Genomic DNA, 25,804 nt, shown 5'->3' with positions numbered 1-25,804 from the left:
ATCCGGCTGACATGCGTGCCTATGTCTCTTTCGTGCGGGATGGTACGCCGGACGGTACACGTGTATTGTCGGGGTGAAACAGGAGGGATGCCGTGAGTAAGTACGAGGAGCAAGCCTACCGAGTTGGCGGCGCCAAGCCCAATCCTAACGCCAAGCCCAATGTACCGTTGCTGAAAAGCCAGTTAGCCCGGCTGAAGCACGATCTCGAGCAATTCATGGCCCGCAAGCCCGATGGCTCGGTAATTGCCCCGCTGAGGGAGCGGATCAGGGAAATGGAGTCGACCATCGCCAGCGCGGAGGCCGAGAACAAGCGCGAGCGTCAGGCGAACCGCCCCGACGACGACGATACGGGATCGGGAGCGCGCGGCGAGATGAGGTCGACGTCCAGCCGCTTTCCACCAAGGGGACGGCCCGGTCGCGCCGGTTGAGCCTGCCGGCATAAAGAGCCTGCCAGAGAGAAAGCACCGGCGGCGGGATGACCCGCCGCCGGCGCTTTTCTTTTGCGCACCAAACGGGCGCGCGAAGTTCAGAAGGTAACGACCGAGCGGATCGACTTGCCTTCGTGCATAAGGTCGAAGGTGTCGTTGATCTGGTCGAGCGGCACGACATGGGTGATCAGGTCGTCGATGTTGATCTTGCCGTCCATGTACCAGTCGACGATCTTGGGAACGTCGGTCCGGCCACGGGCGCCGCCGAAGGCGCTGCCCTTCCACACCCGGCCCGTGACGAGCTGGAACGGACGGGTCGAGATCTCGGCACCCGACGGCGCCACGCCGATGATGGTCGAGATGCCCCAGCCCTTGTGGCAGCACTCCAGCGCCTGGCGCATCGTGTTGATGTTGCCGATGCACTCGAAGGTGTAGTCGGCGCCGCCCTTGGTCAGTTCGACCAGATGCGGGACGATGTCGCCGCCGATTTCCTTCGGGTTGACGAAGTGCGTCATGCCGAACTTCTCGGCCATCTCCTTGCGGCCGTTGTTCAGATCGACGCCGACGATCATGTTGGCGCCGACCATGCGGGCGCCCTGGATCACGTTCAGGCCGATGCCGCCCAGGCCGAACACGACGACATTGGCGCCGGGATGGACGCCCGCCGTCCAGATCACTGCGCCGAGGCCGGTCGTGACACCGCAGCCGATGTAGCAGACCTTGTCGAACGGAGCGTCCTCGCGGATCTTGGCAAGGGCGATTTCCGGCAGGACCGTGAAGTTGGCGAAGGTCGAGCAGCCCATGTAGTGGTAGATCGGCTTGCCGTTGAACGAGAACCGGCTGGTGCCGTCGGGCATGACGCCCCGGCCCTGGGTCTCGCGGATCGCCTGGCACAGGTTGGTGCGCTGGCTGAGGCAGTATTCGCAGTTACGGCATTCCGGCGTGTAGAGCGGAATGACGTGGTCGCCCTTCTTCAGGCTGGTGACGCCCGGTCCGACATCGACCACGATGCCGGCGCCCTCGTGCCCGAGGATACAGGGGAACTTACCTTCGCTGTCGGCACCCGACAGGGTGTAGGCGTCGGTATGACAGACGCCGGTGGCCTTGATTTCGACAAGCACTTCGCCGAACTTCGGGCCTTCCAACTGTACTGTCTCGATGCTGAGTGGTTTGCCGGCCTCAAAGGCTACGGCAGCACGTACGTCCATTATTAAATCCCTCCCAACACGGACATTTCTTCCCTTGTGCTTCGATGCTTAACCATCCATCCGGGCAAATCAACCCTCCAAGGGTCTAGGAGCCGGACCTAGCACGTTGGTGGTAGCGTATATGGTCCGCGAAAGCGGCCAGAAACCCTTTGAGGAAATCGGCGGTTCCCTGGTCCGTCAGGTTGCCTTCGGCGTCGAACTTGGAGTTCGCCTGACCGATCATGACTTCCGGACGGTTCATCACCTGTCCATTGAGATAGATGAAGCACTGGCGCAGATGGTACTGCGCGCGGGACGACCCCAGCACGCCCGGACTGGCGCCCAGGATGCCGATCGGCTTGCCGTCGAACGGCTGCTCGGGCGGACGCGAGGCCCAGTCGATGGCATTCTTCAGCACGCCGGGGACCGAGTAGTTGTATTCGGGCGTCGCGATCAGCACGCCGTCGGCGGCCTTGAGGGCTTCGCGGAAGGACTGGACGCTGGCCGGATAGCCAGGTCCGGTGCGCAGGTCGTCGTTGTAGAGGGGGATTTCCGACAGGTCGAAGATGTCGATTGCCAAATCGGCCGGGGCCAGCGCCTTCAGCGCGCGGAGTGCCGCGGTATTGATGGACCCCTTGCGCAGGCTGCCCGAAAAGCTGACGACCTTCAGGGTCGTCTTCTGGTCGCTCATGATGTCTGCTCCGGTATGGGGGATTGAGTATTCGAGGGCGGTGGGGCCGGCGGTGCGACCGTGACATACTTCAATATTCGCGTCCCGGCCGCGACTTGTAAACCGGCAGCGATACGCCGAAGGCGATACCGACGGCGCGAATCGCGAAGGCGGTCCCGAAACCGGCTGCCTGCGCCCATACCGGCGGCGCTCCGGACAGGATCAGGCCGATATCCGCCAGCGCTCCGGCGGCGGCGGCCGTCGCGTAGATCTCCTTCCGCAGCACCAGCGGTACCTCCGCGCACAGCACGTCGCGGATGACGCCGCCGAAAGTCGCCGTCATGACGCCCATGATGACGGAGACCGGCAGCGAACCGGTGACCTCCAGCGCCTTTTCGGCACCCGTGACGCAGAACAGCGCCAGACCGGCGGCATCGGCCCAGAGCAGCACGCGATAGCGCGACTCGATGTAGGGAGCGGTGAAGAAGATCGCGATGCCGGTGCCGATGCAGATCAGGACATAGACCGGTTGCGTGATCCAGTAGACGGCCCCTTGCCCCAGCAGCAGGTCGCGGATAGTCCCGCCGCCGATGCCGGTGACCGTGGCGATCAGGCAGAAGCCGACGATGTCCATCTGCTTGCGCGATGCCGTAAGCGCGCCGCTGGCGGCGAACACGGCGACGCCGCACAGGTCGAGCCATGCGATCCACTGCTCCAACGCGATCCTCCCATGCGGGTTTGTCCAGGTCCCGGCTTCTATACACCGGCTTCCATCGGTGCGATGCTCCTTCGATACCGGCTCATCTGATTCAAAGTTCCAATGGCATCGCTTTCCGACGGACGGGCTTCGCCCGTCAAATCACCCGTTCATCCACACTGGCTGGCGGTCGTGCTCAGCTCCCTGATGGCCTTCGCGCCGTTGGCCATCGACATGTACCTGCCGGCCTTGCCCGCGATCGGGCGCGACCTAGCGGCCCCGCCGGCGGCCGTGCAGCTGTCGCTTTCCAGCTTCTTCCTCGGTTTCGGCATCGGACAGCTCGTCTGGGGGCCATTGGGAGACCGGTTCGGGCGGCGCGGACCTATAGTGGCCGGGATTGTGCTGTATATCGTCGGATGCGTCGCCTGCGCGCTGACCGCCGATGCCGACCATCTGGTTTTATGGCGTTTCGTCCAGGCGTTCGGCGCCTGTGCCGCTCCGGTCCTAGCGCGGGCTATGGTGCGCGACCTGTTCCCGCAGGATCAGGCCGCCCGCATGCTGTCGCTGATGATGCTGATCATGGGGATCGCCCCGATGGTGGCGCCGCTGCTGGGCGGACAGGTGCTGGTCTGGTCGGGCTGGCGGATGATCTTCTGGGGGCTGGCGGTCTTCGGGCTGATCGTGCTGGCGGGGCTTTACACGATTCCGGAAAGCCTGCACGCCGACAAGCGGCGGCGCATCGGGGTCGGCGACATGCTCTCGGGCTATCTGCGGCTGCTCGGCGACCGCGCCTTCATGGCCTATACGCTGAGCGGCGCCTTCTTCACCGGCGGCATGTTCGCCTATATCGCAGCGACGCCCTTCGTCTACATCGAATATTTCGGCATCTCGCCGCAGTTCTACGGCTTCCTGTTCGGCATCAACGTCATCGGCATGATGGTCTTCAACATGGTCAACCGGCGGCTGGTGCTGGCGATCGGGTCGGACCGCTCGCTGGTATGGGGCGCCCTTGCCTGCGCCGGCTTCGGCCTGATCCTGGCGGTGCTGGGGACGACGGGAAGCTTCGGCTTGCTGGGGATCGTCGTGCCGCTGTTCTTCTACCTGGCGATGATGGGACTGGTCGGCGCCAACGCGATGGCCGGAGCCATGTCGGTGGTGCCCGGCATGGCGGGAGCAGCGTCCGGACTGGCCGGCACCGTCCAGTTCGGCATGGGAGCCGCCGCCAGCGCGCTGGTCGGCTGGCTATCGGACGGCACGCCCGTCCCGATGGTGCTGATGATCGGCGTCATGGCGGTGTGCTGCGCCGTCTCGGCGCTGGCGCTACCGAAGCGCGGGGCGGAACCGGCCTTGTGAGCTACAGGAACGGCGACAGCCGCTTCGGGATCTTCGTCGGAAACTCGCCCTTTCGGATCAGTTTGACCGCTTCGATGCATTCGACAAGTTCGCTGACCGTCGCCGGGCTGGCGAGATAGCCGAACGCCACGTCCCGGTTGCGGCGGGCGATCTCCTTGTCGCCGGCGGTGAAGAGTGACTTGATGTTCCAGCTGTTGGCGATGGTGCGCGCGACGACGATCCCAAGACCCGGCCCCGCCGGAAGATCGATGTTTATCAGGGCGAGGTCGGGCCGGAACTGTTCGGCCAGGGTGATGGCGTCGTTCACCTCCGTCACCGGTCCTATCGGATCGTAGCCCGCCTCCCGGAGAGCTTCGGACAGGGCTTGGGCGAGGATCAGGTCGCTTTCGAGCAGCAGGATTCGCATTGGATCATGGTGGGTTTCGGATACGCGGTCGGGGAGCTTAACCCGCCACGGCACTTAAGGTTACGGATGCTTAACCTTAATGATCCAAAACATGTGCATGCAACTTATGAGAAGTTTATCGCATGTTCGACATCAGTCCGACCATAGCCCTCGCCGTGTTCGTTTCGGCCTTCGTGCTAGACTTCCTGTATGCCCGCTACACCTACTACATCATCTCCATGAAGGCGGAGATGGCGGCGACGGTCTCGTTCGTCTGGCACATGCTGAGCGCTTCCGTGATCGTCCAGTACGCGGATAACTCCGCCTACATCCTGTTCATGTGCTTAGGGGGAACCCTGGGTACATATCTGACGGTCTGGCAACGGCGGCGGGCGGCGCAGAACGCTGGCACGGACACCGGCACGGCAACAGCAGGGCTCACGCACCCCTGAGCGCACCCGCCACGGCCGGATCGGCCAGGAAACACTCGGCGTGGTCCGGCATCCCGGCACGGGCGGCCTCGTCCGCCGCGAACGCCGTCAGGGTCTGACCGACCCGTTCGACCCCGCCGAACTGGAACGGCAGTTGCGTCGCGTAGCGGCAGCAACCAGCGATCTTGGCGGGAAGATGGTCCGTGACCGGGACCGCCAGCTTGACCAGCCCCGACGGCAATCCCGGCGGTGGAGCCTCCTCCGGAGCGCGGGTCGCATAGGGAAGGTCGCGGTACCACACGGCGGGACGCCCGAGCGACACGACGGCGCGGACGGCCTGCCGGTGATCGACATGGTTGCCCAGTGCCTGAGGGGCGAACACGACATTGGGATCGACGGCTTCGGCGATGGCGCCGACGCGGACCGCTACCTCGCGCCAGATCTGGTCAGTGGCCAGCACGGGTCCGAACAGCGCCGCCGGGGAGTCGTAGCCACGGTGCGGCGCTTCCTCCAGATCGAGCCAATGGACCTCGTCGGCCTCGATTCCGGGCGTCGCGGCGAAGGCGGCGTCCTCGTCGCGGCGGAGCGCCATGTAATCGACTTCGGGAGCCAGCCCCTTGTCGGTCTGGCAGGCGAGCGCGAAGCCTTTCGGGTTGACGACCGAGCGCGTGAAGACGGTCGCCAGGACGACGCTCCAGCCGCGTGCCTTGAGGGCGGCCAGCGTTCCGGCGCAGGAGAAAGCGACGTCGTCCAGGTGGGGGGAAACGAACAGCGCTGTACGGGTAGTGGTCACGGTCGCGTCGGCCCTCATCGTTACAGCAGATGCGGTGCTGCGCGGAACCGGCAGGAAAGGTCCGCCGTCTCCCGCGTGACTTCGGCAGGATCGTAAAGGGTCGTCCAGCCGGTGTCCGGCTTGGTCCCTTGCAGGTCGCGGTAGATTTCCTGGATGCGGCGGCCGATGGCGTGCCAGGAATAGAGGCTGCGGACTTCCTCCAGCGACTGATGGGCCAGCCGGCGGCGCAAGGGTGCGTCGTCGACGATCCGGGCTATCGCCTGGGCCAGGCCGTCCACTTCGCGCGGCTCGACCAGCAGGGCGTTGGAGCCGTCGGTCAGGCAATCGACCACGCCGACGGCGTTGGTCGAGACGATGGGCAGGCCGCTCGCCATCGCTTCCAGGATCGTGTTTGAGAATCCCTCGGAATATGTCGGCGAGACGAAGATGTCGCCGCGCCGGTAGACATCGGCCGCCGCGAAGTAGTCGGCGTGACCGGTCATCTCGACATCGTCGCCAAGGTTCAGCTCGGCCACGCGAGAGCGTACCGCCTCTACATCGGGGCCGATGCCGGAAATGATCAGGCGCAGCTTGCGGCCTTGGCCACGCAACTGGTCGAACGCGTCGATCAGCTCCATCACGCCTTTCCGCCGGTCGACGCGGCCATGGTAGAGCAGGACCGGCACGTCGGAGAGATCTGCGATGTCGCGGTCGGGGCGCGGATGGAAGCGTTCGGTGTCGGTGGCGCCGGGGACGATGACGAAGCGGTCGAGCGGAGTGCCGTGGTGGTCGCGGACTTCCTCCGCGAAGCTGCGGCTGCCGATGATCAGCGATCCGGCATGGCCCAGCACCGCCAGCATGGCCTGCTTATGGGTGGCGCAGCAGGTTCCGACCCAGTGGCCGTCGCCTCCCTGGATCGAGACGACGTTGGGGATGCCGAGCCGCCGGCTGACCTCCAAGGCGGCCAGCCCGCAGGGATAGCCGTACTGGGCATGGACGAGATCGAACGGCTTGGCCGCATGCTCCGCCAGCGCCGCTTCGATCATGGCCGACAGGTCGGCCTCGAAGTCAGCGGGGCGTTTGTGGCCGACCTCCTGCTCGCCCAGCGATTCCAGCCCGATGACCTTGACGCCCGGCACGGCGGGGGGAGGGCCGCCGCCATAGACGGCGGAACCAGCAGGATCGTTGCGATACTGCGAGATCATGACGACGTCGTGACCACCGGCCACAAGCTCGCGCAGCAGGTTGGCGGCGTAGACGCTCATGCCGGAGATGGCGGGGAAGAAGCGGCGGCTGATGAAGCAGATACGCATGGCGTCACGCACTCCGGCGGGTCTGGGCCGAACCCTCGACTGAAGCGGCAGGCAAATGGGCCTTCAGCCAGTCGAGGCTTTCGGGGATGGCGAGGTGGGCGCGGTGAGACTCGCGGGAAAGCTCGACGCAGACCAGCCGGTCGAAGCCAATGCCCTCCAGCGCTTCCAGAACAGACGGGACGTCCATGTCGCCCTGCCCGAATGGCAGATGCTCGTGGACGCCCCGGCGCATGTCCTCTACAGCGACGGTGCCGAGGCTGCCGGCGAATTCCTGGACGGCGGATGCTGGATCACGCTCCCCCGTGACGAGGCAGTGGCCGGTGTCGAGCGCCAGGCGCAGCGGCCAGGAGGTCCGCTTCGACAGGTCGCGGCTCAAGCGCTGGAAATCGTCGACGGTTTCGACCAGCATACCGGGCTCCGGCTCCAGCGCCACGGTGACGCCGTGCTCCGCCGCCGCATCAGCCACCTGGGCGACGCCGTCCACCAGCCAACCCCACGCAGTCGCGGGATCGACGCCGCGCTGGGGGACACCCGCCCAAAACGATACGGCTTCCGCCTCGCAGATGGCGGCGATGCGGACACAGCGGGTCAGGAAGTCGATCCGGCGGGCGCGGCCCTCGGGCGTCGGGTTCAGCAGGGTCGGCTCGTGCTTGACGCGCGGGTCGAGCAGGTAGCGCGCACCCGTTTCGATCACCAACCCCAATTTCAGTTCGCGCAGCCGCCCGGACAAGGCTTCGGCGCGGCGTTCCAGGTCGGGTTCGAAGGGATCGAAGTGGTGGTGATCGAGCGTCAGCGCCACGCCGTCATAGCCGCTGTCCGCGATCAGCGAGAGCGCGTCGTCGAGCCGGTGGTTGGCGGCGCCGTTTGTGTTGTATGCGAAGCGAAGGGCCATTCTGTGGGCCTCCTTTTTTGGTTTTTCCCGATTGGTCACTCGCCCAGGACGAAGCGGACGGCATGGCTTTCCGGCTCGCGGTAGAGGGCATAGAGCGGTCCGACGATACGGTCGATGGCTGCGGTGTCGAGCCATGCCGGCCCTCCCAGCCGCTCCATCGCCGCCTTCGTCAGGGGAACGGCACTCTTGCCCGGCGGCGAAGCGCCGATGCCGGCCAGTTCGCTGCCGCGCTCCAGCAGGCGGCGGATGCCGCGCTCGCCGATGCGGTGATAGCTCATCGTCTCGCACTCCAGGCCGGGGACGATGGCCTTCACAGCGAAGACGTCGCCGCCGGGCGGCGAGAGGTCAAGGTAGAGGATGTCCAACCCGCTCCCGCGCAGCTTGCCCGAGATCGTTCGCAGCCGCTCGGCCGGTGTGTCGGCCGGCGAGGTCGGCAGATCGGTGAACGGAGAGGAGGTCCGCCGCGACAGCACGCTGTCGGCCAGCATGCCGCGCAGGTCTGCGGCAGACTGGCTGACCCAGGCGGCCATCGCCTCGACCGCGCGCGGCTCCTCGGCGGATGCGACATGGCGGGCGCGGTAGCGGTCGAGATAGCCGGGAGGCGCCACCCGGTTCACGAGATCGAGCGGACCGTGCGACATCGCCTTCCGCGACCGGCTGGAGCAGAACTCCAGCAGCGCCTTCGCCAAGGCACGCTCGCGGTCGAGGTCGGCAGCCTCGCCGCACGCCGTCTGCATGATCGGCACGGTGGAACGGCCGTCGCGGTCTGAGCCGACGACGTAGAGGTTTACCAGCCCGAAATCGGTCGATGCCAGCTTGGCAATCACGTCGATGCCGAGGACATCAAGGTATTTCAGCAGCCGGCGGGTCTCCGGATCGGCAACGTCGGCAAGGTCGAGCACGTGTCCCTGATCCATCGCCCGGAAGCCGGTGCAGTTGCCGTCGCGCTGGAGCAGTTCCAGCAGGCCGTGGACCAGCGCCCGCTCGAAGCTGTCCCCTGCGCCAAGGCCGTTGGTGATCGGCGTCGTCAGCGGCTCGATCCCGTCGAGCTGGGAACGGTAGCAGGCGGCGAACTCATACGGAACCAGCACCGCCTCGCCCGACGGGAAGCGCTTGGCCGCGACCCAGGTCAGGGGCATGTCCGGCGTGTAGTCCGAACCGGCGGGGAGGCACAGCGTCAGCGGATCGCAGATCGCCGCCGCGCCGCGGCGGGCGGCGAGATCGTTGTAGCTGCCGGTGACGCGCTCTATTCCGCGCAGGACCGTGTCGGCCTGGGCATTCTCGGTCAGTTCCCCCAGCACGCCGACCAGAGCCTGTTCCTCAGTGGCGCCGTAGCCGAAGGCGTCGAACTGGGCGCCGTCATTCTGGCGGTGACAGGCGAAGACGACCGGCACACCGATCCGGTCCAGGGCATCGACCCGAAAATGCTCCAGGTCGCCCGGCGGCAGGTTGGCTCGATAGGCGTCGATGACTTTGCGGAGACTCATGCCAGCGTCTCCAGCGGGAACGGACGGGTGCTCGGCGGTCCCGCCAGCAGGCGGTCGAACAGACCCAGCGCATGGGCGCGGGTAACGCCGGAGGCGTGCTCGAACGGCGTGAAGACGGTGTCGAAATCAAGCTCGGCGAAGACGGCGCGGTAGCGCCTGACCTCGTCGTGGCTGAGCGGGATCTGGTAGTGGAAACCCTTGTGGCAGCTCAGCGCCACCGGGCGGCCTTCCCCGTCCAGATCGACCTTCAGGCAATCGCCGCAGAACAGCGCCCGGTCCTGGACGTCGTGCAGCACGGCATGACCTTCGTAATGGCCCTGGGTCGCGATCATGGTCAGTCCGGGCGCCAGTTGGTGGACGTCGTCCGCCGGCCACGACACCCGGAACGCCTTGGTGTAGCGCAGCCCGTCGCGGTGGATCACGACGGTCGGCTCGAACCGCTCCGCCAGTTGCCAGAGCGCGCCGAAGCCGTGGGGATGGGAGCCGGCCAGGATGGAGATGCCGCCAAGACGCGCGATCTCGTCCAGGGCCTCCGGCGTGTAGAACGGAGCGCCCTCGAACGCGATATTGCCCTCGTCGCGCAGCAGCAGCCAGCCGGTGGAGCCGAGCCCGAAGGCCGGATCGCAGGAAAAACCAATGATGCCGGGCATCGCTTCGGCCCAGTGGGTGGTGACGCTGCCGGTCAGGTCTTCGACGGTGCGGAAGTCCCAGCCGTCGGGTGGCAGGGCGTTCCGGACATCCATGCAGACGGGGCAGCCGATCGGCTGCTGCCCGGCAAACCAGGGTTGCCAGAACCCGCAATGGGCACAGGCGTACTGGATCAGCGGCATGATCGCTCCATCAAGGTGAACAGGCGCAGGTCGCGCTCGGCGGGAAAGGCGAAGGGGCGGCCGGACAGGACGGCCTCGCCGAAGGCTTCAATCTGATTCAGGAAGGGACTGCGGTCGGGGTCGGGCACCGGAACCGCGCTGCCCGCTCCCGTGGCGGCATCGATCAGCGTCAGGTTGCCGCCGGGCGTCTGGCCCATGGTGTTGGTCGCCACAGCCATGGCGCGGGTGCCGACCAGTTCCAGCGTCCGGCGCGGGTAGGTGTCCGGGCAGTTGTAGGCAACCTGGATCGTCCCCAGGGTGCCATCGGCGAAGCGACCGGTCAGTACGGCGCCGTCATCGACGTCGTAGGGGTGGACGCGTTTCTGGGTCAGCGCGTGCAGGTCGCTCCAGGGCGTGTCGAGCAGGACTTCAAGGAGGTCGATGCCGTGGGGGGCGAGGTCCCACAGCGCTCCGCCGCCGGCCCGGCGCGGGTCGGCCCGCCAGTTGTCCGCCGTCCAGTCCGGCGGCAGCCAGCAGGCGTAGAAGATCCGGGCCTGGGTGATCGTCCCCAGCGCGCCTTCCGCGATCAGGGTGCGGAGATGCCGGTGCGCCGCGTGGAAGCGCTGGTCGTAGGCGATGCCGAGCGTCACCCCGGCCCCGGCGCAGGCATCGACCATGGCGGCGGCGTCGGCCGAATTGGTCGCCATCGGCTTCTCGCACAGCACATGCTTGCCGGCTTCGGCGCAGGCGGCGACGACGAGCCGGTGCTGGTCGTTGGGGGTTGCGACATAGACGGCTTCGACCTTCGGATTGCTCAACACGGCGGACAGGTCCGAGGTCCCCAGGCTGCCCAGCCGGGACGGGTCGCGGTCGCATAGCGCCACGACGCGGCCATTGGCGGCGGCGTGGATCGCGGGGATGACGTAATCACGCGCCACCCAGCCGCAGCCCACCACCGCCCAGCCAAGTTGTCGGTCGGCCATCACCAGCGCTCCGGCAGGTTCAGCAGGATACGGCGGCGGGCGAGGTCGTCGGTCAGCGGATCGTCGCCGACCCTGCCGCTCAACTGGTCTTCGCGGGGCAAGTCGATCTCCAGGTATGTGGCGTTCGCGTATTCGCGGGCGAAGGCTGGCGTCGGCCATGCGGGCCTGAGGCGACCGCTGTCGCGGGTAAGCAACGGGTTGAGCCGGAGCGGCGTGCCGGCCAGGGGAAGGTGAAAGTCGATGGGCGACGTGGGACCGATGCCGCCGGCTCTCCAGGCCAGCGATACCGCTTCCACCGCCGCAAGCTCCTGCGGTGTTCGCGCCAGTGCGGGTCCGTGCGCCAGTTCGGCGTCGTCGTAGAGGCGGCATCCGGGGAAGAGGGCAGCGTATTCCTCCGGCGTGCGGGGACGCCCGGCGATGCCGTGCTCGAACCGGATATTGTGGGCATGGCCGATCAGGACGCTGCCACGCTCGCCGGCGCCGGCCATCAGACTTGCCGCGATCCGCTCCTGCTCCGGCATGAAGTAGAAGGCGTCGTGGCACAGGATCGCGGCGCCCTCCGGCAGCTCCAGCGGCAGCCCCGCCGTCACGTCGGCGCAAACGAGCGGCGCATCGGGCAGCAGGAAATGCCGGGCCAGCCAGAGCTTGGAGAAGACAACGTCGATGCCAGCGGCCGCGATGCCGTGGGCCGCCACTTCCCGCAGGATCTGGCCGATGCCGCAGGCGAGTTCCAGCACAAGCGGCGGGTCGGTCCAATTGGTTTCCAGCAGACCCAGCGCCGATAGGAAGGTCGGCGCCGACCAGCGGTGCGCGAAGTAGTGCGCGACCGGGCCGAAGTTCAGCCGTTCCATTGCCTGACGCAGGGTCAGTCCGTCGATGTCGTCCGCGAGACAGGCAGCCTCGTCGAGCGACGGCGGCGCGATGCGTGCCCAGTCGTCCTGGTCGCGCAGCAGCAGCGCCAGGGCGCCCCGCTCGTCGCCCCGGTCGATGGCGGCAAGTGCGGCATCGCGCAGCTCCCGCCGCCCCGTCCGCAGATAGGGAATGCCGGCCAGGACGGGCCAGCGCTCCGTCCCGTCGGTCAGCACTCCGGGGCCGTCTTTGCGAAGCGGCTTCCCGGTCGTCGGACTCAGCAACACCGTCACCGGATCAGCCCGACCGTCCGCAGCAAGCCGGTCTGGAAGTCCTGGAGCGGCCCGGCATGGACCAGTTCCATCTCCTCGACCGCATGGCGCAGTTCGAAGCTCGCGACACGGGCGTACTGGTCCATCTGGAGCACGCGGTCGATCACGTCGGCGGAGTGGAACGCTTTGGCTTCTGGAGTTTCCGCGTCGGGCAGGATCGTCCGCGCTTCCCGGCAGGCACGGGCGAGGTGATCGGGCAGCGTCGCTATGATCTCCTCCGTCAGCCGAGCCATGACGGGCTCCAGATGACGCCCCAGCAGCATCTCGCCGGCGAAGCCGCTGTCCGGCATCACCGCATTATGGAAGTGGTGCGCCAGTCCTGCCAGGAATGGAACAGCAGCATCGGCGCGGTAGGCGGGACCCACCAGCACCGCGTAGACCGCCACTATCATGCAGTGGTCGGCGTGGCTTTCCGGCGGTTCCAGGATCAGGCGCGGATGACCCGGCCGGGTAGCGCCGGCACGGGGCTGGCGTTCCAGATCGTGGACGAAGGCTGGCGCTTCGGCGGCGGCAGGCTCCGGTTCGCTTAAGTGGTCGCGCAGGGCGGCGGCAAGCAGCGGATCGAGCGGTTCGGCGACCGCGTCGAACGCCGATTGCAGAACCTCCGTCGCCTCCCCGTCGCTCAGGCCGGCGCGGGTCAGCATCGTGCGGTCGATGCCGCCCAGCCGGCACCCGGCCACGGCCAGCGCCGTTTCCCGCAACGCCACGGTGACGAGGGAATCCCCCGCCACCAGCCGTCCCCACGACCGCCGGAAGGCGCGCGCGGCCAGCGTGCCGTCGATACCGGCGGCGCGCACCCGCTTCAGGTCGTTGATTTCCCGCAGCAGCGGAATCAGGGCAGCGTCAACCGACATCGGCAAGGCTCGCCGCCGCTGCCTTCAGGGACTTCTCCGCCCGACCGGTTCCATTGTCCAGCCAGTCGCGGAACTGGCGCTCCTGCTCGGGCCAAGCATGCTCAGGCTCGGCGCCGTTGGTCATCTGGGGCGCCTTGAAGAACACGCCCAACTCCTCCAGCACGCCGCCGTGGCCGCGCTGCTTTGCCAGATCCAGGCAGCGGGCGATCTCGATCACCAGCGGGGCAGCAAGGATCGAGTCCTTGCACAGGAAGTTGATCTTCATCTGCATGCGGTGACCGAGGAAGCCGGTGAAGTCGATGTTGTCCCAGGCTTCCTTGTCGTCGCCACGCGGCGGGTAGTAGTGGATGAAGACCTTGTGGTTCTCGACCTTGTAGCCGAGGATGCTGTCCAGCACCGACCCTTTGGTGTCCAGCTTGGACGCCAGCGAACTGGGATCGTCCAATGCCAGACCATCGCGATTGCCCAGAATATTGGTCGAGTACCAACCGTCGACGTGTAGCGCTCGGCCCCGCAGCGCCGGGGCGATGACGGTCTTGACGAGGGTCTGGCCGGTCTTGCCGTCCTTGCCGGCGATCGGCACACCGTTGCGCCGCGCCAGCTCCTTCAGCGCCGGAATATCGGCCGAAACGCTGGGAGTGAAGTTGCCGTACGGGATGCCGCTGGTGATCGCGGCATAGGCGTAGAGCATCGCCGGGCCGATTTCGTCGTCGTTGGCGTCCAACGCCATCTCGAACGCTTCCGGCGTCGCGAACTGCGGCAGCGTGATATCGACCAGACGCTCGGTGGACGCCAGATGGACGACCACGAGGCTGTCGACACCGCTGTCCGCCTTGAAGCGCTTGAGATCGTCCTTGAGGCTGTCGATCTGGTCGCGCATGGAGGTCAAGTTGGCGCCCTCGCGGCCCGCCACGTTGCGGCAGAACTTGACGTTGCCGATGGCGGGCCATGGCCTGACCGACTCAAGTTCGGTGCGCACGAGGTCCAGTTCGGCCGGAGCCAGGACGCCGTGCTGGCGGCAGGCGGACGCCAGATCGTCCGGGTACAGGTCCCAGCCGGCCAAGGCGATGTTCTGGTAGGGAGCCAAGCCGGCCTGGGTGGACTCCGCCAGCGGCAGCCCGGACAGATCGACCGCTCCGCGGCGGATCATCTCCAATCCGGCGGCTGCCGTCGTGGCAACCGCACCACCCAACCCGACTATTGCAACGCCCAACCGGCGTGCAGGCATCTGACTAACCAATTCTATCCTCCGGAAATATACCGGACGCGGAAAGCGTCGCTGGCAAATTCTTCTCAACAGTGGCAACGGACAATGGTCGGGATATCAGACGGGCACATTCGCCAATCGGCGATAAGCATCATTCATGCGGGTTACCCATTCAACAATCAGGCTATTTGATGTCATGCAGTTGAAGAATACAAATTTGCCCTAGTTGCTATGCGCCCTACTTTGTTTTTAAAATAAATAACGAAATTGAACGAAACGGCGACTTACCCGTACCCGAGTTATCCGAAAACGCTCCGCGAGGCGCCCGAGCGTGCGCGACGCAGGACCTTGCTTGGTGCCCCTCACATAGCGCCTCTGGCAGCATATGGAGTGCTGCTAGCGGCACGCCTCGGCAAGGCGGTGCCGGATGCCGATCCACTGGATGGCGGCATCGATGCCCGCCTGCTGATCCTGCTGGAAACACCGGGGCCGAAGGTGCTGGGAACCGGCTTCGTGTCCCGCGACAATCCCGACGGCACCGCGGCCAACCTGTTCCGCTTCCTGCCGCAGGCCGGCATCGCCCGCTCCGACACGGTGATCTGGAACATCGTGCCGTGGCTGATCCAGACGGCGGGGGAGCGCAACCGCAACCCGACGCGCGCCGAGGTGGCGGAAGGATTGCGGCACCTGCCGGACTTCCTGGACCTGCTGCCCCGCCTGGAACTGGCCGTCGTCGCTGGCCGCAAGGCGGAGGCTGCGGTCGATCTGCTGGAAACCCGCAAGATCCCCTGCCTGACGATGCCGCACCCGAGCCCGACCTATGTCTGCACCAGCCCCGACGTGGCGCTGCGCATTTCCGTCTGCCTGGGAAAAGCAGCCGAACGGCTGGCGGTCACCAGGAATAGCGCCATGTCTCCGTCATGACCCGCTCCCCTTCTCTGAGCCGCGCGTCGAGCTGTGCCGGCACATCAAGTTCCGGCCGATACTCGAAATACAGCCGCCAGCCGCCGGTCTGGGGCACGTGCTCGACCACCGGCTCGACGACCTGCCCCGCCGTCGCGGATACCTCGGCGGAAACCCCGGCGCCGTGACCGGGCAACCCCTTCCCCTCAAAGTCCACGACGAAGAAGCGCCGCTCCGGCGAGGGCGGCACGGTCGGCCGCAGCCGTTCGGCGGAACCGATGCGGGTCGCGGTCACATGAGCCAGCGGGACCAGTTCCGTGCCGCCGTCCATCACCGTCAGCGTATAGCCGTAATCCAGCACAGCTCCGGCCTCCAGCGGACGGTCCGGCACCCAATAGGCCACGATGTTGTCGTTGTACTCCTCCAGCGACGGGAACTCGTAGAGCTGGACCGCCCCGTCGCCCCAACCGCCCCGAGGCTCCACCCACAGGCTGGGCCGCCGCTCGTGCATCGCCTGGACGTCGAGATAGCTGCCGAAATCCCGGTCGCGCTGCATCAGGCCAAAGCCGCGCGGGTCCTTCATCCGGTAATCGGTCGACCGGGGCGTCGCCCTGCCGTTGACCAGGGGACGCCAAGTCCACTCGCCTCTGGCCGATGCCATCAGCAACCCGTCGCTGTCGTGCATCTCGGGCCGAAAATCGTCGAAGCTACGCGGACCGTTCTCGCCGTGAAGGAACATGCTCGTCAGGGGTGCGACACCCAGTTGGCCGACCGCTCGGCGCATGAACAGGGCCGCATCGATTTCGGCCTTCGTCCGGGCACCGGGCCGCAGCCGGAAGCGATAGGCCCCGGTCAGGCTGGGACCGTCGAGCAGGGCCAGCACGGTGACTTCGCCGCTGCCGGGCGCCGGACGCTCGATCCAAAACTCGGTGAAGTCGGGGAACTCCTCCGGCCGGTCGCTGCCGGTCTCGACCGCGATGCCCCGGCCCGACACGCCGTATTCCTGACCGGACGCGATCAGCCGGAAATAGGACGCTCCGAGGAACACGGCGAACTCGTCGCCGGTCGAGCCTCCCCCCGCCGCGTGGTGTATCCGGAAGCCGGCAAACCCCAGGTCCGGGATGTCCGGGACCGTCAGCCCGCCGAGGTCGAACATGTCGGGATGATAGGCCACCGGCACCACGCCATCGGGGCCGATCACGTTCACCCGCACCAGCCGGCGGTACAGGAACCCGCGATGGAAGAACTGCGCGGTGAAACCGCCGCTCCCCTCCCCCTCTCCCGCCCACAGCGCGTGGTCCGGCCGGAAGCGTACGGCACGGTACTGGTCGTAGGTCATGTCGCGGAGGACGTCGGGCATCGTCTCCGCCGGCGGCCGATACGGGCGGGCGGCAAGGTCCCGCGCGATGTTCCGGACGTGTCCGAAGCCGAAGCCCCCCCCGGCGTTCACGTCTTCCGCCAAAACCTGGCCGTATTTCGCAAATACCGTGGCGCTCCCGAACGCCAGCGTCCCAGACAGGACTCGGCGCCGTGACAACAAAGAGCCAGAGCGAATAAAAACTGCATCAAAGAAGTTCATCGATTCGCCCTGACATAATTCCTGCTATCCCGTCCGTTAACTTCCCAAAAGGCCACCTGTTCCATGACGACCGAGACCTCCGCGCGCGTGCCGTCAGCCGTGCGCCGGGCGATCTTCCTGATCCCCGTCCTGTGCCTGACGCTGCTTTCGGCCTTCCTCGCGGCCGAAGCGATGGGAGGCCCCCGCACGGCGCTAGACTGGGTGCTGGTCGTCCTGTTCACCGCCAATCTCGGCTGGCTGGCCCTGAACGGCTGGCAGGTGGTGCTGGGCTTCGTCCTCCATTGCCTGGGCTCTAAAGCGGCCCCACCGCTGGAGGTCGAGGCGTCACGGATCGACGTCTCTGTCCCGCCGTGCAGCCGCACCGCCGTCGTGCTGCCGATCTACAACGAGGACGTGACCACCGTCTTCGCGGCGGTCGGCGTCATGGCCCGCTCGCTGGCCCGCACGGGGGAAGTGGACCGGATCGACCTGTTCGTGCTGAGCGATACCCGTGACGAGGCGATCTGGCGGGAGGAGGAGCGCGCCTACGACGTCCTGCTGGCGGAGACGGGCGGCAAGGCCGGCATGCCGCAGGTGTTCTATCGCCGCCGCCTGGACAATGCCGGGCGAAAGGCCGGCAATCTGGCCGATTTCTGCACCAACTGGGGCCACCACTACGATTTCATGGTGGTGCTGGACGCCGATAGCCTGATGAGCGGCGACACGATCCGGCGGATGATCCGGCTGATGGAGGACAACGGGCGGATCGGCCTGATCCAGACCGTGTCGCATCCGGTCAACCGGGAAACGCTGTTCGCCCGCATCCACCAGTTCGCGGCCAACCTCTACACGCCGCTGTCCGTGCTGGGCCTGAACTTCTGGAGCCAGGAGGACGCCAACTACTGGGGACACAACGCGATCGTCCGGATCAAGGCCTTCATGGCCCATTGCGACCTGCCGGTGCTGCCGGGCAAGGCGCCGCTGGGCGGCGAGATCCTGTGCCACGACGTCGTCGAAGCGTGCCTGATGCGGCGCGGCCCGTGGGAGGTCCGGCTGCTCCCGGAGCTAGGAGGCACGTGGGAGGAGCTTCCCGGCAATACCATCGACTACGCAGGCCGCGACAAGCGCTGGTGCCAGGGCAACCTTCAGCACATGCGGTTCCTGCCGGCACACGGCCTCCGCTGGCCAGGGCGGATGCATATTCTGATGGGCATCATGTGCTACCTGTCGGCCCCGATCTGGTTCGCCTTCCTGGTGCTGTCGGCCGGCCAGCTGATCCTGGGGGAGGAGCGCGGCGGCTATGGCCTGCTGACGTCCGGCCTGTTCAACCCAGGTGCGGCGGCGAGCGCCATGTTCGCCCTGACCCTGACGCTGCTGTTCCTGCCCAAGGTCTTGAGCATCGCCGCCGTCATGGCCGATGGCAAGGCCCGGCGCGGTTTCGGCGGTGGCCTGTCCCTGCTGGCGAGCGCCTTGCTGGAACAGGTGTTCTCGACGCTCCAGGCGCCCGTCCTGATGGCTTGGTACTCGCGCTTCGTCGCCTCCACCCTGGCGGGGCGGATCGTCGCCTGGGACGCCCAGCCGCGCGGCGACCGCGGCGTCGGGTTGGGCGAGGCGTTCCAGTGCCACGCGGGTCACGTGATTCTCGGGCTGGTGATGGCGGCGGCGGCACTGCTGGTCGGCCCCGTGCTGTTCTGGTGGATGTCGCCGATCATCCTGGGCCTCGTGCTCAGCCCCGCCCTGACGAGCTGGTCGAGCAGGCGGAGCATCGGGCTTCTGGCACGGCGCCTGCGCCTGTTCCTGATCCCGGCGGAGACGGCGCCCGAGCCCGAGCTTCGCGAGATGGCCGCGCGTGCGGCCCCGACGCTTGCGGCCGGATCTGCTTTGCGCCCGGCTTTGCCGCCGCGCGGCCTCATCCCGATGATCCCGCAAAGCCTGATCCGGCGGCCGCTGGATCAGGACACCGTGGATGCCGATTAGAGATCCGAAAATCGGAGTATGAAGATCGCGGCCGGTTTCCGCGGAAGTTTCGAGAAAGACCGGCCAAAATCAGTATTACTTTATTCCATCTCATTGTGACGAACCGTCGGTTGAATTTCTTGCCAAAGCATTAATAATACCGCTATCGAGAGCGGGGTTATTGCTTCGGAGGTCATCGATGGGAATGCTTCGGGGATCGCCGCTCGTCAGCCGCCTGGTTCTCCCTGTGATCTTCATGTTCGTCGTCGGGGCGGCGACCATCTTCGGGCTGGCCGTCGTTTCAGCCTGGTGGCAGGACAGAGGAGCGGCGACGGAGTCGAAGCGGATCGTCGACCACGCGCTGGAGGAGGCGAAATCCGCCCTCGCCGTGCTCGCCAAGGACTATACTTGGTGGAACGAGCCGATCACCCATCTGTATGTCGAATTCGATCCCGGCTACGCCGACCGCGACTTCGGCGTTTTCCTGACCGGTCAGCACGATGCGGCGGCGGTTTTCCTGCTGGACGCGGACGGCCGGGAAATCTATGGCCGGATCGGCGAGACCGTCACGGATACGAGCACCGGGAACGGCAGCGGCTTCACCTCCGACGCCGAACTGAAAGCGCTGTTCGAACAGGCGATGGCGTCGACGCCGGAAGAGCCGGTCCCGGCGACCGGTCTGGTGCCGTTCGACAGCGGCATCCACATCGCCGCGGCGTCTCGCTTCACCCCGGAAGCCGGCACCGACGAGTTCGATGCCGCCGTCAGGCCGGGGGTCCTGGTGATCCTGCGCGTGGTCGACGGCGAATTCCTCGAAAAGCTGAGTCAGGCGACCCAGATCCGCAATGCCGCCATCCTGGATCCTCCCGGCCCCAAAGCCGATGCCGCCGGTGCGCCGTCGATGCTGATGCTGACCGCTCCGCTGAACACCCCGCTCGGCGTGCTGACGTGGGACGCTCCGACGCCGGGACGCGATTTCCTCCGCTGGTTCCTGCCGCCGCTGCTGGCCGTCGCCGTCGTCATGGGCCTGCTCCTGGCGCTGGTGCTGCGGCGCGCGCGCCAGTTCGCCGAACATCTGGCCGCCAGCGAGGAGCGGCTGGCACTGGCGCTGGATGCCGCGCGGGACGGGCTGTGGGACTGGAACGTCGCCACCGGCGACGCGCATTTCAGCGAACGCTGGGCGACCATGCTGGGCTATTCGCCCAGCGAGATCGAGCCAAGGATCGAGGCTTGGGAAAAGCTGATCCATCCCGACGACAGCGCCGCCACCCTGGAGGCCCTGGCCCAATGCCGCCAGGGCCGCTGCCCGACCTACGAGGCGGAGTACAGGATGCGGTCGAAGTCCGAAGGCTGGCTGTGGATCCTCAGCCGGGGCAAGGTGGTGAGCGTCAATCCGGCGGGCGGCGCGCAACGCATGGTCGGCACGCACACCGACATCACCGCCCGCAAGCTGGCCGAACGGAAAGCGGAGGACGCCCGGGCGGAAGCCGAGGCGGCAAGCCAGGTCAAGAGCCACTTCCTCGCCAATATGAGTCATGAGCTGAGGACGCCGCTGAATGCGATCATCGGCTTCTCCGACATGCTGCTGCGCGAGTTCTTCGGCCCGCTGACGCCTAAGCAGAAGGAATACGCGGGCGCCATCAATTCATCGGGCAACCACCTGCTGGAAGTGATCGGCGACGTCCTGGACCTGACCAAGGTCGAGGCCGGGAGGATGGAGCTTCACCGCGAGCCGGTCGATGTCTGCGCGCTGGTCCGGTCCTGCGTCGCCCTGATGGGAAGCGAGGCGCATGCCGCCGGCGTGACGCTGGAAGCCAGCCTGCCGCCGCAGCCCATCGACATCCTGGCCGACAAGGTCCGGCTGCGCCAGATCATCCTGAACCTGCTGTCCAACGGCGTGAAGTTCACGTCGGCCGCCGAATGCGACCGGCGGGTCGATGTCACCGTCACGCCGGCCCGCCACCGGCTGGAGATCAGGGTCAGCGACACAGGCATCGGGATGCGCGCGGAAGACATCAAGGTGGCGCTGGAGCCGTTCCGCCAGATCGACGACAGCATCGCCCGGCGCCACCAGGGGACCGGCCTGGGTCTGCCGCTGGCGAAGACGCTGTCGGAACTTCACGGCGGCGAACTCAAGGTCACCAGCGAGCCGGGCCGGGGCACGACGGTCGTCGTCAGCCTGCCGAGGACGCAGCGCCCCGTGCTGGTCCACCCCGTCAACGAGCAATCGGCTTGAACGAAACCGGCGCGCCGGTCGCGACCCAGCCGCCGTAGAGACGAGCTGCCGGGACGGCTGGCTGGGAAGCGGCGGCCGGAACCGGTATGGACACCGGCGCCGCGATGGGCGGCGCGGGTGCCACGACGGGCGGCGCGGTCGCCGGCACGGGTGCCGGAGCGGAGGCCGCAATCGGGACAGGCGCCGCCAGTGGCGAGGACTGAACCGTCCGTGGCGGCGCCTTCGCCGGCGGAACCTGCATGACTTCGGCCTGCCGGATCGGAGCCGGCACCGCCACGACGGTGGTCGCCGTCACCGGCGGCGGTTCGTCCATCTGGTGGACCAGCCGCGTGTGGATGTAGGCATGCCGGTCGCCCATCTTCACGGCGAACCACTCAGCACCCGGTACCTTGCCCAGCACGTCGAGCGGCTGTCCCGCCTTGATCCCGCCGACGACCGGGAAGTCGGTGCTGGGACCGGCGCGCAGGTTGGCGGCCTTGCCGACCTGCCAGCGGCCCACGACCGGCTCGAAGTCGGGCAACCTCGCGGCGGGAGCCGGAGTGGGTTTCGGCGGCTCGGCCGCTTGCTGGATGAAGGGAAGACCCTGGCAGGCGCTCAGCGAAATCAGGAGAGCGGCGGCAAGGACTGGACGGCGCATGGCATCGGTACCTTCGTCTAAGCTGACCGGCACTGCGGCCGGCCGTTTGCACCGAACCTAGCGGCAATGCCTTGCCGAGCCGTTAACCACGCATGCGTCCAGCAAGACGGGGATACTCCATAGGCGCTGGCTATACCAGGGGCCGAAGACTTTGGCCTTTGTGGAGAGTGTTTGTTGGGCCACGGCCCAACCTACAGGCTCCTGCTTCGTAGGTTGGGCCGTGGCCCAACACTTGCCTACCGCCGGTCAAACTCTTCGGCTCCTGGTATCGTGCCAACGGCATTGCAGATTGCCGAGCCGTTAACCACGCGTAGCCCCAAACGGGGAGATGTCGCCAGGATCACCCCGGCTTTCCCCGTTCGACGACGAGATCGGCCATGGGAATGCCGGCGTCGCCCTGCTCCCGGTAGCCGGCGGCGACCCCGGCCCGGTCGGGTTCGGGCCGGTTCTGGCTGACCTTCCACTTGCCCTCGATCCGGCAGATCGGGATCTCGACGCCGATGATGCCCTTGATCTGTGCCGCCACGAAAGCGGCGGGCGCATCGTCAACCTGCCACGGCTCCGGCCTCGAGGCTTCCCGTGCCTGCGTAAGGCTCTCGATCTGCCGCCGCAGCCAGTCGGCATCGTCAATTACGGCGGGCTTTCCCCAGGCATGGACCGTCGCGTAGTTCCAGGTCGGCACGACCTTCCCAGTCTCCCGCTTGGTCGCATACCAGGACGGCGTCACGTAGTCCTGCGGTCCTTGGAAAACCACGAGGCATTCCGGGACCGCCGCCAGTTCCCGCCACTGCGGATTGGCGCGCGCCATGTGGCAGAGCAGCGTGCCGCGCTCCGATGCGGAGGATTCGATCAGGAACGGGATCGGGTTGGCCATAAGGCCGCCGGGACCCGAGGTGATCAGCAGGCCTAGCGGATGGGACCTGATGAGATCGTGCTGAACGTCGAGCCGGTCTTCCCGGAAATGGGGTGGCCGATACATGGAGCTTGTCCTATCAGAATGATCCCGGCGGGCCCTGTCGTGCCAAACTACACCGGATAGGCCATGCCGAGCTTGCGCCGGATATAGTCGGATCGGCCGCCGGTATTCCGCGCCGCCCGAGTGCGCTCCGCCAGCGCCTCGACGTAGTTCTCCCGTGTGCGCAGGATATGCCGGTCCAGGATCTCCGGCAAGGCGGCATCGTCTCCGCGTTCGAAGATCCCGACGATCCGCTCGTGGTCGGCAAAGGAGCGGTTCGGGTCGCCCTTGGTCAGGAAGGCCAGATGGGTCCGCAGCGCCGAAACGCGGCCCAGGATCATGGAATAGGCGTGGCTCAGGTAGCGGTTGCCGCAATGGTCGAGGAACGACAGGTGGAAAGCCATGTCGGCCTTGCCGTACAGGCGCATGTCTCCGCGTTGCCGCGCATCGGCCATCTCCGCCATGGCGGCCAGCAACGATGCCAGCGTTTCAGGCGCGGCGCGGCGCAGCGCCAGGGTGGCCGCCCTGACTTCCAGCATCACGCGGAACTCGCACAGTTCGACGATGTCGTCCTCGACCGGATTGAAGACGAAGGTGCCGGACTTGGGTACGACGGTGACCAGACCTTCGGTCTGCAACAGCCGCAACGCCTCGCGGACCGGCGTGCGGCTGATCCCCATCGCGGCGGCGAGGCTGTCTTCCGACAGCGCCTCGCCCAGGTCGAACTCCGCCAGGATGATGGCGTTGCGGATGCGGTCGGCCACCTGGAGCGCCATGGAGGGTGGTTTCCGCGCCTCTGCTGCCATCGTCATCCCGCCGTCCCCTTCCGTGCCGTTCCTGTCGTCAGTTTCCGTCCATATAGGTTTCGAAGACAAGTTTACTCATCTCTCCACACCTTGGTGTCCATGATACGTGCCTTGCCACTAGAACATAAGATCATGTATCCTAGATTTGGAAACAAGCAAAACCAGGAGGAAACGTTGACCGCCCTGGACCTCGATGGGACCTGCGTCATCGTCACGGGCGGAGCATCCGGCATCGGCCGCGGTATCGTCGATACGGTCATTGAACACGGCGGACGCGCCGCCGTCTGGGACATCGACGAAGGTCGGCTGCGCAAGACAGCGACGATATGCTGATAATCGGCCCCAAGGTGGTCTCCGTCGTGGACGGCAACGAGACGACCGGCCTGACCGCCTCGGACTTGCAGGAGATGGGCTTCGACGTCGTGTTCTATGCCGTCAGCGCCATTTTTACCGCCGTCAAGGCGGTGGGCGATACGCTGGAGGAGCTGAAGCGAACGGGGACTCCGAAAAGGCGGAAATCCGATATGGTAAGCTATGCCGAGTTCTCCGGCGTCGTGGACCTGCCGTTCCACCAGAACTGGGCCGACCGCTTCGGCGGCTGAGCCTTCCGCGACATCGCAGTGAAGAAACGAACTCCGGGAGGGAGACATGGAAGCGCAGTTGAAAGCCGAATTTCCAGCCGACACGCCGCCTGACGCCATCGCGGCGACGCCGTCGGAACTGAACCCCGCATTGGTCGCGGGTCTCCGCGACCTTCTCGGCGAGCGTTTCTCGACCGCTCCGGCCGACCGCGAGCACCATGGCCGGGGAGAGTCCTACCACGCCATCCAGCCGCCGCAGGCGGTGTGCCGAGCGCTCTCGACCGACGAGGTCTCGGGCATCGTCAAGCTCTGCGCCAAGTTCGACACGCCGGTCGTGGCGTTCGGAGCCGGCACCTCGCTCGAGGGCCATGTGGCGGCACGCCGGGGCGGCATCTGCATCGACGTCGGCGGCATGACCCGGATCGTCGCCGTCCGGCCTGGCGACCTCGACTGCACGGTGGAAGCGGGCGTCACGCGCCAGCAGCTCAATGCGCATCTGCGCGACACGGGGCTGTTCTTCCCGGTCGATCCCGGCGCCGAGTGCACGATCGGCGGCATGGCGGCGACCCGTGCTTCCGGCACCAATGCGGTACGCTACGGCACGATGCGCGAGAACGTCATCTCGCTGACCGTGGTGATGGCCGACGGCAGCATAATCCGGACATCCAGCCGTGCCCGGAAATCCTCCGCCGGGTACGACCTGACCCGGCTGATCGTCGGATCGGAAGGCACGCTCGGCATCATCACCGAGGTCACGATCCGGCTCTACGGCGTGCCGGAAGCGATGGCATCGGCCGTCTGCTCCTTCCCCGACATGGGATCGGCGGTCGCCGCCGTCACCACGATCATCCAGTTCGGCATCCCGGTCGCCCGCGTCGAGTTCCTAGACAGCAACGCCATGCGCGCCACCAACAAGCATTCCGGCCTCACCCTGGACGAGGTGCCGACGCTGTTCTTCGAGTTCCACGGCAGCGAGGCTTCGGTCGCGGAACAGGCCGAACTGGTCAAGGAGATCGTCGCGGACAACGGCGCCTCGGGCTTCCAGTGGGCATCCGACCCGGAAGCCCGCGCCCAACTCTGGCGCGCCCGGCACAACATCCACTACGCGATCCAAGGCATGCGGCCGAACGCCCGCGTCTGGAGCACCGATGTCTGCGTGCCGATCTCGGCGCTGACCCAGGTCATGACCGAGACCCAGCCGGACCTTGAGGCGGCATCGTTCTTCATCGCCACGGTCGGCCATGTCGGCGACGGCAACTTCCATCTGGGCTTGTGCATCGACCCGACCAGTGCCGCCGAACTGGCCGAAGCGGAGATCCTCAACGAGCGTCTGGTCCGCCGCGCCATAGCCTTGGACGGCACCTGCACCGGCGAGCACGGCGTCGGCTACGGCAAGGCAAAGTTCATGAACCTGGAACACGGCGACGGCGTCCGCTTCATGCGCATGATCAAGCAGGCGCTCGATCCGAAGGATATCCTCAATCCGGGAAAGATCCTGCCTGCGGCGTGACGACGCGGGAAGA

General features: G+C 66.6%; 26 protein-coding genes. 9 read left to right on the top strand and 17 right to left on the bottom strand.

From position 1 onward, the window contains the following. The first annotated feature begins 92 nt into the window (after nt 1-92). Nucleotides 93-428 carry a hypothetical protein gene (locus N826_RS06815; RefSeq protein ID WP_044427000.1) on the top strand — a complete coding sequence of 112 codons (336 nt, stop codon included), beginning with the start codon at nt 93-95 and terminating at the stop codon, nt 426-428. A gap of 98 nt (nt 429-526) precedes the next feature. Here the strand turns inward: N826_RS06815 and N826_RS06810 are convergent, their stop codons facing one another. The 3 genes from N826_RS06810 to N826_RS06800 form a co-directional block, all read right to left on the bottom strand. Next, complete coding sequence (locus tag N826_RS06810; RefSeq protein WP_044426997.1) at nt 527-1,636, bottom strand: S-(hydroxymethyl)glutathione dehydrogenase/class III alcohol dehydrogenase; 1,110 nt, start codon at nt 1,634-1,636, stop codon at nt 527-529. A gap of 85 nt (nt 1,637-1,721) precedes the next feature. After that, complete coding sequence (locus N826_RS06805) at nt 1,722-2,306, bottom strand: NADPH-dependent FMN reductase (RefSeq protein WP_044426994.1); 585 nt, start codon at nt 2,304-2,306, stop codon at nt 1,722-1,724. A gap of 70 nt (nt 2,307-2,376) precedes the next feature. Next, entirely contained in the window at nt 2,377-3,003 is a 627-nt protein-coding gene (locus N826_RS06800; RefSeq protein WP_147040222.1) for a trimeric intracellular cation channel family protein, read from the bottom strand. 102 nt (nt 3,004-3,105) lie between these two features. Here N826_RS06800 and N826_RS06795 point away from each other — a divergent pair, with 102 nt between their 5' ends. Beyond that, nucleotides 3,106-4,335, top strand: coding sequence for a Bcr/CflA family multidrug efflux MFS transporter (locus tag N826_RS06795; protein WP_044426989.1), 1,230 nt, complete (start codon nt 3,106-3,108; stop codon nt 4,333-4,335). A gap of 1 nt (nt 4,336) precedes the next feature. Here the strand turns inward: N826_RS06795 and N826_RS06790 are convergent, their stop codons facing one another. Continuing rightward, entirely contained in the window at nt 4,337-4,741 is a 405-nt protein-coding gene (locus tag N826_RS06790) for a response regulator (protein WP_044426987.1), read from the bottom strand. A gap of 122 nt (nt 4,742-4,863) precedes the next feature. On the opposite strand from N826_RS06790, the gene N826_RS06785 reads away from it, so the two are divergent. After that, nucleotides 4,864-5,172 (top strand): hypothetical protein, encoded by a 309-nt coding sequence (locus N826_RS06785; RefSeq protein ID WP_052830889.1) that lies wholly within the window; start codon nt 4,864-4,866, stop codon nt 5,170-5,172. Here the strand turns inward: N826_RS06785 and N826_RS06780 are convergent. The 9 genes from N826_RS06780 to N826_RS06740 are packed head-to-tail and all read right to left on the bottom strand — an operon-like array spanning nt 5,159 to nt 14,670. Further along, nucleotides 5,159-5,944: a PIG-L deacetylase family protein gene (locus N826_RS06780; RefSeq protein ID WP_211099232.1), complete on the bottom strand. Its 786-nt coding sequence runs from the start codon at nt 5,942-5,944 to the stop codon at nt 5,159-5,161. The genes N826_RS06785 and N826_RS06780 overlap by 14 nt on opposite strands. A gap of 20 nt (nt 5,945-5,964) precedes the next feature. After that, entirely contained in the window at nt 5,965-7,236 is a 1,272-nt protein-coding gene (locus N826_RS06775; protein ID WP_044426982.1) for a glycosyltransferase family 4 protein, read from the bottom strand. Nucleotides 7,237-7,240: 4 nt separating this feature from the next. Beyond that, nucleotides 7,241-8,128, bottom strand: coding sequence for a sugar phosphate isomerase/epimerase family protein (locus N826_RS06770; protein ID WP_044426980.1), 888 nt, complete (start codon nt 8,126-8,128; stop codon nt 7,241-7,243). Between the two features lie 35 nt (nt 8,129-8,163). Then, nucleotides 8,164-9,615, bottom strand: coding sequence for a YcaO-like family protein (locus N826_RS06765; protein WP_044426978.1), 1,452 nt, complete (start codon nt 9,613-9,615; stop codon nt 8,164-8,166). Then, nucleotides 9,612-10,445 (bottom strand): MBL fold metallo-hydrolase, encoded by an 834-nt coding sequence (locus N826_RS06760; RefSeq protein ID WP_044426976.1) that lies wholly within the window; start codon nt 10,443-10,445, stop codon nt 9,612-9,614. The genes N826_RS06765 and N826_RS06760 overlap by 4 nt, the downstream gene beginning before the upstream one ends. Further along, a complete protein-coding gene (locus tag N826_RS06755) occupies nt 10,436-11,407 on the bottom strand; it encodes a Gfo/Idh/MocA family protein (RefSeq protein WP_044426974.1) in 972 nt (323 codons plus the stop codon). The genes N826_RS06760 and N826_RS06755 overlap by 10 nt, the downstream gene beginning before the upstream one ends. Continuing rightward, nucleotides 11,407-12,549 (bottom strand): hypothetical protein, encoded by a 1,143-nt coding sequence (locus tag N826_RS06750; protein WP_044426973.1) that lies wholly within the window; start codon nt 12,547-12,549, stop codon nt 11,407-11,409. The genes N826_RS06755 and N826_RS06750 overlap by 1 nt, the downstream gene beginning before the upstream one ends. After that, entirely contained in the window at nt 12,546-13,442 is an 897-nt protein-coding gene (locus N826_RS06745) for an HD domain-containing protein (protein WP_044426971.1), read from the bottom strand. Before N826_RS06745 ends, N826_RS06750 begins: the two co-directional genes overlap by 4 nt. After that, nucleotides 13,432-14,670 (bottom strand): inositol-3-phosphate synthase, encoded by a 1,239-nt coding sequence (locus tag N826_RS06740; protein WP_044426969.1) that lies wholly within the window; start codon nt 14,668-14,670, stop codon nt 13,432-13,434. Before N826_RS06740 ends, N826_RS06745 begins: the two co-directional genes overlap by 11 nt. A gap of 369 nt (nt 14,671-15,039) precedes the next feature. On the opposite strand from N826_RS06740, the gene N826_RS06735 reads away from it, so the two are divergent. Then, entirely contained in the window at nt 15,040-15,573 is a 534-nt protein-coding gene (locus N826_RS06735) for a uracil-DNA glycosylase (RefSeq protein ID WP_211099231.1), read from the top strand. Here the strand turns inward: N826_RS06735 and N826_RS06730 are convergent. Further along, nucleotides 15,542-17,002 (bottom strand): OpgD/OpgG family glucan biosynthesis protein, encoded by a 1,461-nt coding sequence (locus N826_RS06730; protein ID WP_044427419.1) that lies wholly within the window; start codon nt 17,000-17,002, stop codon nt 15,542-15,544. The two genes, N826_RS06735 and N826_RS06730, sit on opposite strands and share 32 nt — an antisense overlap. Nucleotides 17,003-17,194: 192 nt before the next feature. On the opposite strand from N826_RS06730, the gene mdoH reads away from it, so the two are divergent. Both mdoH and N826_RS39730 read left to right on the top strand, forming a co-directional pair. Beyond that, complete coding sequence (mdoH, locus tag N826_RS06725) at nt 17,195-19,087, top strand: glucans biosynthesis glucosyltransferase MdoH (protein WP_052830888.1); 1,893 nt, start codon at nt 17,195-17,197, stop codon at nt 19,085-19,087. A gap of 178 nt (nt 19,088-19,265) precedes the next feature. Further along, nucleotides 19,266-21,302 carry an ATP-binding protein gene (locus N826_RS39730; RefSeq protein ID WP_052830887.1) on the top strand — a complete coding sequence of 679 codons (2,037 nt, stop codon included), beginning with the start codon at nt 19,266-19,268 and terminating at the stop codon, nt 21,300-21,302. On the opposite strand, the gene N826_RS06715 is transcribed toward N826_RS39730, so the two are convergent. From N826_RS06715 to N826_RS06705, 3 genes are all read right to left on the bottom strand, one after another. Then, nucleotides 21,283-21,939 (bottom strand): SH3 domain-containing protein, encoded by a 657-nt coding sequence (locus N826_RS06715; protein WP_044426964.1) that lies wholly within the window; start codon nt 21,937-21,939, stop codon nt 21,283-21,285. The genes N826_RS39730 and N826_RS06715 overlap by 20 nt on opposite strands. 340 nt (nt 21,940-22,279) lie before the next feature. Further along, nucleotides 22,280-22,918, bottom strand: coding sequence for an FMN-binding negative transcriptional regulator (locus N826_RS06710; protein WP_044426962.1), 639 nt, complete (start codon nt 22,916-22,918; stop codon nt 22,280-22,282). A gap of 47 nt (nt 22,919-22,965) precedes the next feature. After that, complete coding sequence (locus N826_RS06705) at nt 22,966-23,706, bottom strand: GntR family transcriptional regulator (RefSeq protein ID WP_147040219.1); 741 nt, start codon at nt 23,704-23,706, stop codon at nt 22,966-22,968. A gap of 168 nt (nt 23,707-23,874) precedes the next feature. Here N826_RS06705 and N826_RS42855 point away from each other — a divergent pair, with 168 nt between their 5' ends. The 3 genes from N826_RS42855 to N826_RS06695 are packed head-to-tail and all read left to right on the top strand — an operon-like array spanning nt 23,875 to nt 25,791. Continuing rightward, nucleotides 23,875-24,033, top strand: a complete 159-nt coding sequence (locus tag N826_RS42855) for an SDR family NAD(P)-dependent oxidoreductase (RefSeq protein WP_147040217.1) — start codon at nt 23,875-23,877, stop codon at nt 24,031-24,033. Further along, on the top strand, nt 24,027-24,302 hold the full coding sequence (locus N826_RS06700) for a hypothetical protein (RefSeq protein WP_044426960.1): 276 nt from the start codon (nt 24,027-24,029) through the stop codon (nt 24,300-24,302). The genes N826_RS42855 and N826_RS06700 overlap by 7 nt, the downstream gene beginning before the upstream one ends. 46 nt (nt 24,303-24,348) lie before the next feature. After that, nucleotides 24,349-25,791, top strand: coding sequence for an FAD-binding oxidoreductase (locus N826_RS06695; RefSeq protein WP_084720554.1), 1,443 nt, complete (start codon nt 24,349-24,351; stop codon nt 25,789-25,791). Nucleotides 25,792-25,804 lie beyond the last annotated feature (13 nt).

This window comes from Skermanella aerolata KACC 11604 (assembly GCF_000936425.1).
In the GTDB taxonomy this organism is placed as follows: Bacteria; Pseudomonadota; Alphaproteobacteria; order Azospirillales; family Azospirillaceae; genus Skermanella; species Skermanella aerolata.
This window is presented reverse-complemented; position numbering and strand designations above follow the sequence as displayed.